This is a genomic window from Mucilaginibacter oryzae, from assembly GCF_003148845.1.
Classification (GTDB): Bacteria; Bacteroidota; Bacteroidia; order Sphingobacteriales; family Sphingobacteriaceae; genus Mucilaginibacter; species Mucilaginibacter oryzae.
In genome coordinates this window covers 283880-296918 of record NZ_QGHA01000003.1, presented here as the reverse complement: position 1 = coordinate 296918, position 13039 = coordinate 283880, and the positions used below count along the sequence as shown (strand labels likewise).

At 43.4% G+C, this 13039-nt stretch carries 11 protein-coding genes; 7 read left to right on the top strand and 4 right to left on the bottom strand.

The genetic code is table 11. The features are described from left to right. Positions 1-123 precede the first annotated feature (123 nt). From LX99_RS10470 to LX99_RS10460, 3 genes are all read right to left on the bottom strand, one after another. Complete coding sequence (locus LX99_RS10470) at positions 124-1269, bottom strand: methionine aminotransferase (protein WP_109607836.1); 1146 nt, start codon at positions 1267-1269, stop codon at positions 124-126. Positions 1270-1494: 225 nt separating this feature from the next. Beyond that, positions 1495-2208: a DUF4184 family protein gene (locus LX99_RS10465; RefSeq protein WP_109607835.1), complete on the bottom strand. Its 714-nt coding sequence runs from the start codon at positions 2206-2208 to the stop codon at positions 1495-1497. A gap of 23 nt (positions 2209-2231) precedes the next feature. Further along, positions 2232-4385 (bottom strand): FUSC family membrane protein, encoded by a 2154-nt coding sequence (locus LX99_RS10460; protein WP_109607834.1) that lies wholly within the window; start codon positions 4383-4385, stop codon positions 2232-2234. A gap of 277 nt (positions 4386-4662) precedes the next feature. On the opposite strand from LX99_RS10460, the gene LX99_RS10455 reads away from it, so the two are divergent. The 7 genes from LX99_RS10455 (at position 4663) to LX99_RS10425 (ending at position 11551) form a co-directional block, all read left to right on the top strand. Then, positions 4663-7239, top strand: a complete 2577-nt coding sequence (locus tag LX99_RS10455; RefSeq protein ID WP_109607833.1) for a phosphoenolpyruvate carboxylase — start codon at positions 4663-4665, stop codon at positions 7237-7239. 100 nt (positions 7240-7339) lie between these two features. Next, on the top strand, positions 7340-7624 hold the full coding sequence (locus LX99_RS10450) for a nucleotidyl transferase family protein (RefSeq protein ID WP_109607832.1): 285 nt from the start codon (positions 7340-7342) through the stop codon (positions 7622-7624). Positions 7625-7819: 195 nt separating this feature from the next. Beyond that, positions 7820-8032: a hypothetical protein gene (locus LX99_RS10445; protein WP_109607831.1), complete on the top strand. Its 213-nt coding sequence runs from the start codon at positions 7820-7822 to the stop codon at positions 8030-8032. Between the two features lie 145 nt (positions 8033-8177). After that, on the top strand, positions 8178-8459 hold the full coding sequence (locus LX99_RS26455) for a PIN domain-containing protein (RefSeq protein ID WP_407937402.1): 282 nt from the start codon (positions 8178-8180) through the stop codon (positions 8457-8459). A 115-nt stretch (positions 8460-8574) separates the two neighbouring features. Then, positions 8575-8853, top strand: coding sequence for a 30S ribosomal protein S15 (rpsO, locus tag LX99_RS10435; RefSeq protein WP_022833422.1), 279 nt, complete (start codon positions 8575-8577; stop codon positions 8851-8853). Between the two features lie 129 nt (positions 8854-8982). Further along, positions 8983-11124 carry a polyribonucleotide nucleotidyltransferase gene (gene pnp / locus LX99_RS10430; RefSeq protein ID WP_109607830.1) on the top strand — a complete coding sequence of 714 codons (2142 nt, stop codon included), beginning with the start codon at positions 8983-8985 and terminating at the stop codon, positions 11122-11124. A 151-nt stretch (positions 11125-11275) separates the two neighbouring features. Then, entirely contained in the window at positions 11276-11551 is a 276-nt protein-coding gene (locus tag LX99_RS10425) for a hypothetical protein (RefSeq protein WP_109607829.1), read from the top strand. 149 nt (positions 11552-11700) lie between these two features. On the opposite strand, the gene LX99_RS10420 is transcribed toward LX99_RS10425, so the two are convergent. Beyond that, positions 11701-12867, bottom strand: coding sequence for a putative sensor domain DACNV-containing protein (locus LX99_RS10420; RefSeq protein ID WP_109607828.1), 1167 nt, complete (start codon positions 12865-12867; stop codon positions 11701-11703). Positions 12868-13039: the final 172 nt, after the last annotated feature.

Genomic DNA, 13039 nt, shown 5'->3' with positions numbered 1-13039 from the left:
GTTGATCCATCCTGATTAAACTTTTACAATATGGCTATGATCCATCAATAATGAATCATGAACCTACTTCAAACTCAAACAATCCGGCTATGATCCATCAACTATGAACCATGAACCCAAAAGTTAAATACGAATTAATCTATCAACGGCTTTATCCAAAGTTTCTTGCCTTTTGGCGAAACAAAACCTTAACACATGATGGTCAATACCCTTGCTGTAAAAGGCCGAAACAGGTATGGTTGCCACCCCAAATTCTTTTGCTATGCGGATGGCGAAGTCGGCATCCTTTTCGTCGGTGATGTTGCCATAACTTACTGATTGAAAGTATGATCCTGAGCACGGCAGCAAATTAAAACGGGTTTGTTCAAGGCCTTTGCGAAAATGGTCGCGTTTCTCGGTGAAAAACGCTGTTAAACCCAGGTAAGTTTCTTCATTTTTTAAATGTTCGGCAATGGCATACTGGATAGGCGTATTTACCGCGAACACTAAAAACTGGTGAATTTTCCTGAACTCGTTCATCAGGTAAGCCGGTGCCATACAATACCCTATTTTCCAGCCCGTTACATGAAAAGGTTTGCCAAACGATGCTATAATAAAGCTGCGTTGCTGTAATTCGGGGTAGCGGGCCAAGCTGTGGTGGGTTTCGCCATCGTAAATCAGATGTTCGTAAACCTCGTCGCTTAGTATCAATATATCCTGGTTTTTAACCAGCGCACTCAACTCGTCAATATCCTCTTTGTGCAAAATAGTAGCCGTAGGATTATGCGGCGAGTTAAGGATGATCATTTTTGTTTTCTGGTTAATCAGCCGCTTCACCATATCCCAGGCAATCCGGTAATCGGGCGGTTCAAGCGCCAGCGATTTTACCACGCCACCCATCAGTTTAATGGCGGGAGCGTAGCAATCAAAAGCCGGCTCGAAAATGATCACCTCATCATTGGGGTGGATCACCGCGCTTATGGCGGTAAATATAGCTTGTGTGCCCCCGGCGGTAATGGTGATCTCGGTTTCGGGATTGTATACCGCGCCATAAAGCTTCTCGGTTTTTTCGGCAATACGCTCGCGCAGGGCCATTACACCGGCCATGGGTGCGTATTGGTTGTGCCCGGCTTTCATGGCCTTATTAACCAGTTCGACCAGGTCGGGCGAGCAGTCATAATCCGGAAAACCTTGTGACAGGTTTATAGCACCGAGCTCGTTGGCCAGGGCCGACATTACGGTGAAAATGGTAGTTCCGGTTTGGGGTAACTTTGAAACAACAGGTATCATTGATGGCTAAAGTAGGGAAAAAACCTCAGCAAGCTATCTTTGTAAGCAGGTATTTTTGTATTTCGAAATAATTTAATTTAAAGGTTTAAACTTTTTTTGGCCGGAATTGATGGAATTAAGGGGGTTTTGAATTTGCAGTACATTCTGTAAATTCCTTAATTGTATAGATTCGAGTTCAAAAAAAAACAGAGAATCCTGTTCATCCCCAAATTCTGCTACGGGTAATCAACTACGCTGTACAACCATCGGCGTTACAATTAATCCCACCATAAAAGCTGATATGCCGGAAACTATAACATTGGCGATACCCCTGTAATCGGGAATTATCCAAAATCGTACTGTTAGAATAATTACGCTTAACAATGCAATACAAGCCCAGTATAGTAATGTGGGTTTATTATCCGCATCAGTTTTTGGCATCTTTTGGATGTAATAAACAATATATAAGGCACTTAGTGATGTAAACGTGTGTTGTAATATTTTAAAAAGAGGTATCGAACCAACTATATGCCGCGTGAAAAAGCCAGGTTCAATCTTTACAAAATATCCCTGCGCGTGCGTAAAATCGTCAAGAAAGAGATGCGAGCACGCTCCGATCAAAATCGATAACAGAACTACTGGCCAGTGCTTTTTAAAGTATGTGTTCCAGTTGAATGATTTGTAAGGATACAGCCGCGCGCTTATTATTGATGGCAGGTTATCATAAAGTGAATTACGGACGAGGTTATGGAACAAAAAGGCGATGAGCGTACCCATCGGAACATCGAACCAAAACAACCCTGAAACGGTATGGCTGTAAATACTATATATGCGCATCCGGATAAAGTATTCAAAATCAGGCGCGATAGCGCCCGTTATCAGGCCGGTTAGCGATAGCCCTCGTTTATCGCGTTTGGTTAGCGGCAATATTATGGCCGGATGTGCAAATGTGAAAGGCATAGGTTTAGTGTTGGTTATTTAGCTTAATCTGTCAGTATTCCATCAGTTACCTTCGCTATATCATAACTGATCTTGTTAATAAAACCCAGCTGCTCTTTTAGCAGCACATCTTCGGCGCGTTGTACCGCTTTTTCAGTTTCCGGATCCGGAACGGGGATCTTGCCAATGTTAAAATCTACATTCTTGCCCCCCAGTTTTTTGCCGGTGTCATTTAGCACCGTTATGCTTTTTTTAATCAGCTTCATGGCTTCGGGATGGGCTACCGGGATTTCTTTTTTGCTTTGCGCGGATGCTATGGTGGCGATGTATGACGATAGGATATGGTTTAACACCACAAACTTATGCACATCTTTTACCTTACGCTGCTTGCTTTTAGGCTCAGACGTCATGCGCTCGAAAGCTGCCGAAAGGTTGGCAGATTTTACGTAAACCTCTTTACGGGCCAGCTTGTAGGTTGTTACGCTGATGGTTTTGCCCGAAATGCTTTCGGCAATGGTAGCAAGGTAGCTGATATTGGCCACAATCACATCACGCAGCGTTTCCTGGATCTGTTCAAACTCCCAGGTTGGAAAAATAAGATAGCTGGCAATGAGCGCTATGCTCGATCCGATGATGGTATCAAGGATGCGTTCCTGCGCTACGTTTAGCAACCCCACCCCCAAAAACTTAAACAGGATCAGTACATACGGTGTCATGAAAATTACGCTTACCACATAATTAAGGCGTTGGAAACTGTAAGCTCCCAACATAAATATCACCAAAAAAATAAACTGTGCCGTTGTGTTGGGTATAAAGGTTAATACGGCAATACCAATAACGCCCCCGCCAATAGTGCCTATTAAACGCTGGTAATTACGCTGTTTGGAAAGGCTGAAACCTGGCTTTAAAATTACTATAATGGTAAGCAGCACCCAATAACTGTGGTGCCCCAAGGATACAAGTTTGGCAGTAATAAAGCCTATTAAACAAACCAGGGCCACCCGCAAGGCGTGTTTAAACGCGCCCGAGGCAAGCGTGAAGTTATCAAAGAAAATATGCGGGGCGAAATCCTGGTGGGTTACAAAGGCCGTGTACTCAACATCGGCTTTGGGCTCGGTTAGTGATTCGGCTGCTTTTGTACTGTAGTACTTATAAATGTTATTAATACCCTCGTTTAACGAACGCAGGTTAATCAGGATCTTTTTTAGTACCAGGTTGCTGGTCTCGTGTTTGCTTTTGCCTATCGAATCGATTTTTAACTTCAGCTTTTCCAGTTCAACGGTAAAGTCGGTTATATGACGGCGACGGGTGTTGGATAATATAATGTAGGCGATGTCGTCCAGCTCATCGGCCATATTATGGATAATGCGGGCTATCTCGGGCAATATGCCGGTATCTTTAAACTGTTCGCGAATGTGGCCGTAATCGTAATGGGTGGCCATAATCTGCTCGTAAATATCTACCAGGTCAACAAAGGTTAATACCAATATCCTGCTTGGCGCTGTTGATTCGCGGGCCATAATGCGGCTTTTAAACAGCAACTCGCGCACGGCATCCTGGTGCTGGCTCACCTGGATCTGTTTGGAAACCAGCTTCCGGTAATTTTCGTCGATATCCGTATCTGATAAATAAAAATCAGCTTTAATACGCAAAAAACGGGCTATATCGGTCACGTTTTCGCCAAGGGCCTGTTGTGCCGCGCGATAGGGTCGGATGCCAAAAAACAGCAGGCTGAATATCATATACCAAACCCCGCCGGCTAATATGATGGCGCTGTAACCTAATATTTCAGGCGCATCAAGTGCTTTATCCATCATAAATATCATGATGAGTAAAGAGCTGGTGCCTACCGAGGCCGCCCTGTTACCGTACACGGTAAACATTGAAAACAAAAAGGCGAAGAATGTGATCTCCACCCCGAGGGTGAATACATTAAGCCTGGCAAACCCCGTTATAACAGCCACCAGAAACAGGCACAGGTTGCCTGCCGCCATGGCGTTACGCTTATGCGAAACCGGACCGGGCGTATCAATAACGCAAATACACAGCGCGCCCAGCGAAAGGGTAAGCCCCAGATCAAACTTGCCAAACTGCATTAACAGCAGCGAAGGCAGTAAAATGCCTATACAGATCCTGATGCCATCGGAAAAATATTGACTGTAAAAAAAACTTTTTACTTCCCTTGTGTTTATTGACATGGTAACAGGTATACGTTATAAATAACAGAACGATTATAAGAAATTTTGTTTAGCCAGGCGCTGTTTTTATTTACATAATTTACATGGCGTAAATGCCGCGGTAAATTTACATAATTTTAATTTAAAGCGCTTTTTTTGATTGAAATCATATTAATTACACAATGGTGTTAATAAATATTTACTTTTTGATGAAATTAAATTAAAGATCATTAAATTCACCCCCCGGAAAAAGGCCTAAGGCTAAACCAATCAATTTACCTCAATTTAACTTTTTACTATGTCGCCAACGTTAAAACTCAGCCAAAGAGAAGCAGCCTTTAATAGTGAGGTTGTTACCCGATTTGAGTTATATAACAGTTTGTTTCAAACGCTTCCGTTTTACCAGGTAAAAGATACCGGTATCTTATTGCCGTTCTTTAGCTCGCACTGCGAAAAGGGCGCTATCACCCACGATTCGCCGACCAACATCATACAATCGTTTTTTGAAAAGTATGTACCGGATATTGACCATCGCGAGCAAATTAACCGCATGTTCAGGTTTATCCAGTATATTGAACGCCAGGTGGTTTTGTTTGATGCCATTGAAGATTCGTCGTTTAACAAAATAGGTAAGTTTGATGATAGTGGTACCCTGCAAAGCCTTTTACAACATGCAGCCATCAGCGAAGAAGCCCGTCAGGACATCAGCGAAAAACTGAAGGATTTTTCGTTGCGCCTGGTGCTTACAGCGCACCCAACCCAGTTTTACCCGGGCACGGTGCTTGGTATCATGACCGACCTTATTGAGGCCGTTAAAACCAACGATATTACCAATATCGATGTGTTGCTGCAGCAATTGGGCAAAACCCCGTTTTTTAATAAAACATCGCCAACGCCTGTGGATGAGGCCATCAGCCTGTCATGGTTTTTGGAAAATATATTTTACCACGCCGTATCAGATATTCAGGCTAAGCTTGAAGAAGAATTTGATATTGATGCCGCGAGCCGCCAGATCCTGGAACTCGGCTTCTGGCCGGGCGGCGACCGTGACGGGAACCCTAACGTAACCACGCAAACCACCAAAGATGTAGCCAGCTTTTTAAGGCAGCGCCTGTTCAGGTGCTATTACCGCGATTTCCGTACGCTGAAACGCCGCATTACTTTCCGTGGTGTGGAGCAGGCCATGGCTAAACTGGAAACTTTGTTCTATAAAAACGCTAATGAGCAGCTCACCCCGGTTGATCTGCAAGGTGAGTTACTGGAACTTTTGCTTTCGATAAAAGAAGTGATCCTGAAGGACCATGATGGTTTGTTTGTTGATATTGTTGAGGATATGATCCAGAAGGTACGCCTGTTTGGATGTTATTTCGCAACGCTTGATATCAGGCAGGATAGCCGCATTCTGCGTAAGGTTTTTGAGTACTGTACGCAAAATATCGATACAGAAGTGCCTGAAGGTTATAACGAGCTGAGCGAAGAAGAGAAAATAAAAGCCCTTGTATTTAAGGAAGCTGATTTTGTTTGCCCTGAGGAAGAGCAGGATGCCATGATCCACGATACGCTGGATACCATCAGGCTGGTTAAGGAAATTCAGAAAGGCAACGGCGAAAAGGCTTGTCAGCGTTTTATTATCAGTAACTGCCAGCGCGCATCAGATATTCTGCAGCTTATTGATTTATTTTTATGGAGCGGTTGGAAAAAAGAAAGCCTAAGCATTGATTTTATGCCGCTGTTTGAAACCGTGAATGACCTTACCCATGCCGCAGGCATTATGGAGCAGTTATACACACATCCGTTTTACGCCGAGCACCTGAAAAACAGGGGCAACCAGCAAACCATTATGCTTGGTTTCTCGGATAGCACCAAAGATGGCGGTTATTTGATGGCCAACTGGTCTATCTATAAAGCTAAAGTTGAGCTTACCGCTATGGCCCGTAAATACGGCATCCAGCTGGCGTTTTTTGATGGCAGGGGAGGCCCGCCGGCACGTGGCGGCGGTAAAACACATCGTTTTTACGCTTCGATGGGTAAGGAGATCGCTAACGAACACATCCAGTTAACAATACAGGGGCAAACCGTAAGTTCGCAATATGGTTCGGTGGAAACCGCGAGGTTTAACATGGAGCAGTTGATTAATGCCGGTGTGATATCTGCCCTTCACCCTAACAGGAATGATTTGCTGGATAGCCGCCATAAAGAATTGATTCAGCAAATGGCTGATATCAGCTATAAACTGTTTGTTGATTTGCGTGCGCACCCGTTGTTTGTTGAATACCTTGAAAAATTTAGTCCGCTGAAGTTATTATCAAGGATCAATATCAGCAGCCGCCCAACCAAGCGTAACGCTGGTGCACAGTTGAAACTGGAAGATTTGCGGGCTATCAGCTTTGTAACTTCGTGGAGCCAGTTGAAACAAAGCATCCCCGGTTTTTATGGTGTAGGTACTGCGCTGAAAAGCGTTAAAGAAAGCGGCGGATGGGATGAGGTTAAAGAGTTGTACCAAACATCAGGTTTTTTTAAAACCATGCTGGATAATTGTATGATGGCGATGTCGAAATCAGATTTCCGTGTTACCGCGTACCTGGAACATGATGAAAGGTTTGGCGGGTTCTGGAAAACCCTGAAGGATGAGTTTGTACTTACCCGCGAAATGCTGCTGGAACTGACAGGAAGCTCGGTACTGATGGAAGAATACCCGGTTGAACGACGTTCGATCGCCATCCGCGAAAAGATTGTATTGCCGCTGGTAATTATCCAGCACTACGCCCTGCAATGTTTAAATAACCAAAAGGATCCCGGGCTTAATGATGTTTACAACAAGCTGGTGATCCGTACGGTTTACGGTATTGTAAATGCCGGCCGTAACCTTGCTTAGCAGTTTATTGTTTTAATTTTATATCCCGCCACCTGTTAGTAATAACAGGTGGTTTTTTGTTTTGGCGAGATGTGTTATTTAGAGTAGTTAGTAACGGTTGATGCCAGGAACCTTGCTGTCTGCAGTTATGCTAAGCCGGGAAACCTACGAAGGTTTGCTAACCGAATTTATTAATAGCCTTGGTTACGAGGTTACGATTATCCGCGGGTTAAGGAATGGCTCCGACCTGCAATATGAGTTAAACCAATACCGCTATCTGCAGGAATTAGGTGGTAAAGAGATCAACGTAACCGCCATTTTTTGCGATATGGAGTTTGAACATATTTCAAGTACAGGGATAAGGCAGCTGGAAAAATACGGTAAGGCAGGGGAGTATTTGTTGTAGGTGAGTGGTTGATTAAGTGAGTGGTTGGCTGAAGTTTAACGAAATTTGCGTTAGCGATAGGAGCGGATACCGGCCTTGCGGCTAAGGCCCGTGCAGTATGAGCGTATAGCGCGGGCCGCAGGTAACGCCCCTGATTTCGATAGGTAGCATTAGCATTAATTTGCTTATTTTTGTTTATCAAGTAAATACATCGTTATGAGTGCGGTTGAAAAATTAACCAATATGCAATTGGAGTTGCTGAAATTATTTCCGTATAACCTGCCTGAAAAGCAATTGGCGGAGATAAAGGATATTCTTGCGCAATACTTTGCAAAATCGGCTACAGAAGAAATGGATAGGTTGTGGGATGAATATAATTGGGACGCTGAAACTATGGAAAGTTGGTCAAAAGAACATTTAAGAAAATAACGTTAAATGACTATTGTTTTAGATCCCAACGCGCTTTTGGTATCGATCCCTAAAAAGTCAATCTACCGGCCAATTTTTGATGCGCTAATTGCTTCAAAGTTTGAATTGATATTAAGCAACGAAATTCTTTCTGAATACATAGAAAATTATCCAGCAAAAGACCAATAATATTGTTGCCAGCAATATTGCCGAAATGCTATTGAATTTAAATAACGTTCGTAAAGTAGATGTTTATTTTGGATGGAAATTGATTGAGCAAGACCCGGACGACAATAAGTTTGTTGATGCGGCAATAGCTGGAAGCGCTGATTTTATAGTAACTAACGACGCACATTTTCAGGGATTGATTTTGATTGACTTTCCGAAGGTGAACGTGATAAGCATCGACACATTCCTTGATCTGATATCTAATCAACCACTTACATAATCAACCCAATCAACCACTTACTTAAAAATCACCCACCCCTTGCAATTGCGTAATTAATCACTATCTTTGCACCCACAAATAACAAAATAGTTAACGCTTTAATATTATTCAAGTAATGTATTTAGGTAAAGAAGCAAAGGCAGAGATCTTTGCAAAACATGGTAAATCAGCAACCGACACAGGTTCTGCCGAAGGTCAGGTAGCTTTATTTACTACCCGTATTGCTCACTTAACAGGGCATTTGAAAAAAAACAAAAAGGATTTTTCAACTCAATTATCATTGCAAAAATTAGTAGGTAAACGTCGTGCTTTACTTGCTTACCTGTATAATAAAGACATTGAAAGGTACCGTGCTATCATCAAAGCTTTACAGCTTAGGGATATCATTAAGTAATTCTCTCCTTTTTTATTTAAAAGCCATCCTGTTTTGAGGATGGCTTTTTTACTTTTGAAACAATATATTTACACACATAAAATCCCGGTGCGCTCCCGAAGATGAAAAGCGCATCACAAACAAAAAAAGATGAGTTTAAACGTAATTAAAAAAGTTATCGATCTGGGCGACGGACGCACTATCGAGATCGAAACAGGTAAACTGGCCAAACAAGCTGATGGCTCGGTAGTAGTGAAAATGGGTGATACCATGTTATTGGCTACCGTTGTATCATCGCCTGAAGCAAAAGAAGGTGTCGACTTTTTGCCGTTATCTGTTGATTACCAGGAAAAATACGCTGCAACAGGCCGTATACCTGGTGGTTTTTTACGCCGTGAGGCCCGTTTGTCAGACTATGAGGTTTTGATCTCCCGTTTGGTTGACCGTGCTTTACGCCCTTTGTTCCCCGATGATTATCATGCTGATACCCAGGTGATGATCTCATTAATATCTGCCGATAAAGATATTATGCCTGATGCTTTGGCCGGTTTGGCAGCATCTGCTGCTTTAGCAGTATCTGATATTCCTTTCAATGGTCCTATCTCTGAAGTACGTGTTGCTAAAATTGACGGCCAGCTGGTGATTAACCCAACCTTAAGCCAGCTTGAAAAAGCTACCTTAGAATTTATTGTAGCCGGCAGCGAGCACGATATCAACATGGTTGAAGGTGAATCGAAAGAGATCCAGGAAGCTGAATTGGTTGAGGCTATCAAATTTGCCCATGCCGCTATTAAAGTTCAGTGTTTAGCTCAAAAAGAGTTGACCATTGAAGCCGGTAAAACTGAAAAACGTGTTTACAGCCACGAAAACAACGACGAAGAACTGAAAAAAGCTATTTACGCTGCTACTTATGATAAAGTATACGCGGTTGCTTCTTCGGCTTCGGCAAAAGACGAACGTGCTGTTAAATTTAAACAGGTGCGTGATGAGTACATCGAAACTTTAGGAGAGATTGATGAGGCTACCAAAACACTTGCTAAAAAATACTACCACGATGTGGAGTACGATGCTATCCGTAACCTGGTATTAGACGAAGGTAAACGTTTAGATGGTCGTACCACTACCCAGATCCGCCCGATATGGAGCGAAGTTGGTTATTTGCCATCTGCTCACGGTTCGGCGGTATTTACCCGTGGCGAAACCCAGTCATTAACTTCTGTTACCCTCGGCGGTAAGGATGATGAGCAAATGATTGACGGTGCTTTCATTAACGGTTATCAAAAATTCCTGTTGCACTACAATTTCCCGGGTTTTTCAACCGGCGAAGTTAGGCCAAACAGGGGTGCCGGTCGCCGCGAAATTGGTCATGGTAACCTGGCAATGCGTTCGTTGAAACAGGTATTGCCTTCTGAAGATGAAAACCCATACACAATCCGTGTAGTTTCTGATATCCTCGAATCAAACGGTTCATCATCAATGGCTACCGTTTGCGCGGGTACTTTGGCTTTGATGGATGCCGGCGTTAAAATTAAAGAACCGGTATCAGGTATAGCGATGGGCCTGATCACCAACGAAATGGGTACCAAATACGCTATCCTTTCAGATATCCTTGGCGACGAGGATCACTTAGGTGATATGGACTTTAAAGTAACCGGTACTAAAAACGGTATTGTTGCAGTACAAATGGACCTGAAAATTAACGGTCTTTCGTACGAAGTGTTAACCAACGCTTTGAACCAGGCTAAAGAGGGTCGTTTACATATTCTTGGCGAAATGGCCAAAACCATTGAAAAACCACGCGAGGATTACAAACCACACGCTCCGCGTATCGTTACCATTAAAATTGATAAAGAATTTATCGGCGCGGTTATCGGGCCAGGTGGTAAAATTATCCAGGAGATGCAACGCGAAACCGGCGCTACCATTTCTATCGAGGAAAAAGATAACCAGGGTATTGTTCAGATCTTTGCTGATAACAAAGCTTCTATAGATGCAGCTTTAGGCCGCATCCGTGCTATCGCTTCAAAACCTGAGGTTGGCGAAATTTACGAAGGTAAAGTAAAATCGATCATGCCATTCGGCGCGTTCATTGAAATTATGCCTGGTAAAGACGGTTTATTACATATCTCGGAAATTGACCACCGCCGTTTTGAAACGATGGACGGTATCTTCCAGATTGGTGACGAGGTAAGGGTTAAATTACTTGATATTGATAAGCAAGGTAAACTGAAGCTTTCAAGAAAAGTATTATTGCCAAAACCGGAAAAACCGGAACAAAAACCGAATAATTAATCAGTTATTGATAATACAAAACCCTCTTTAAGAGGGTTTTGTTATTTTGTTTTAAAATTTTTCATTTTTTTAAAACAAAAAGCTGATGTTTAAACTTATAAGCAGTTAAGATGTAATTGGTAAAGCCGAAATCCGATCCTGTTTGATAAAAATGACCCCTGTTACTAATAATGATCCTTTAGACTTTCTGAACAGCAACCCCCAGGGGATGCAGTCGGCCGGCTCGACCGATCTGGTGCAGCAGCTTTTGTATGAAATTATCAGGGTTAAAGAAATTATCGTTTACTACGACTCCATCCCCAACGGAGGCGGCCAGCTGGGTTCATCGATATTGAATGAACTGGTATCAGAAGCCTATCAATCATTAGTGAACTACGATACGGTGCTGATGAAAAAATATTACGATTTGTTGTTGAATTGCGATTGAGCCCCCCGGCCCCCTGAAGGGGGAGTTTGCAGGCGGAATTCATTGTCTGAACTCAAATTTTAAAATAATTTGAGAATTTATCGAATTTGCTTTCCGCCTTTTCAAATTCTGTCAATTTCTTAATTTCCCCAAATTCCGGTTCAGACAAATTACAATAACAATATATCAATCTGGTGCGCATGCACCATCCCCACTATCGGCGACCATGCAAATACCGTAAACCGGCCGTCCTGCGATGCTACAAGTGCCAGGGCATCCCTTTGATCGTAAACAAACTGTGCCGCGGCCAGGTGACGGGTGCCGCCGTTTTGCGCCGGGTGGATAACGCGGGTTGAACAGCCTACTATCGGTTCGGTAACTACAATCTCTTCAACAGGCGAACTTTTTGCCGATCGGCCTATTTTAGCGCCGAAAGCCAGTAGTTCATGTTTATCGTTTATCAGTGTTGCTCCGTCTATAGAGGTTAAGCCGCCGATGGTATCTACCGCGCGGCGCATTTTTTCCTGCCAGGAGGTATGGTATCGGTCGATACCCTCGTGGATCATCAGATCTGTTAAACCTGAAAACGGAGGATTAACCGGGTAGGAGATTGGGCTGATGATGGATTCGCGCCATTCGTCGCTGTTTGATGGCACCACCAGTAATATGCCGCCGCGCTTGTGGGCCTGCATAGAGGTAGCCAGTTGAACCAATACATTCACCGGGTCGTTCCACAGGGAAGGCAAAGTAAAATCAAGCATGGCAGAGAGTACATTGGGGCAATCAGAAATACTGGAGCCATGCTCATCAACTACTTTAATTTCGTCGCCTTTTAATATGGCTATATTTACAAATTTACCGAAGCCCTCAACGCGGCGGTGTTTAATTACCAGCAAGCCCGGTTCAATTACTTCCAATACAAAGCAGTAAGCCGGGATAGCGAGGGTAGTTCCCCAGATGTATAGTTCATCATCCTCTAACCACACGCCCAGATGAATACCCGGCTGTTGTACCGCCGAAGCGAACTTAGTAAGAATATTAGGCGCGAGTTTTATTTTACTGCCAAACAATAAGGGTTGCCCGGCTGCCTCGGGCGGTAAAAAAGCCAGCGTAAACTTAGGCGAAAAGCCCTCCTCACGGCGCAAACTTGCCCAAAATGAGATATCGATAAGCGATTCGATAGTAGTACAGCCTGGTGTAGGAGCAAGGTCTATCTCGTCATTATCGGCAAGTGCTTTGGCATGGAAGTGCCTGAAATGCCTTTCGATAATGGTAGCCACTTTGCCCGCAGCTTTATAGGTAGGCCCTGAACCCGGAGTTTTGGTAGTGTTTTTCATTTAAATACTTATCTCAAAAGTAAAGCTAATTAAATAGGCAAGCAAACAAACGCCTCAATATTGCAATTGGATGAAGCCGCATCCTAAAAAACCTATCCAAGGTATACCCGTCGAGTTTAGCAAAAATCGACGGTATTGTGCGATTCCCCTCTTGAAAGAATAATAACCCATC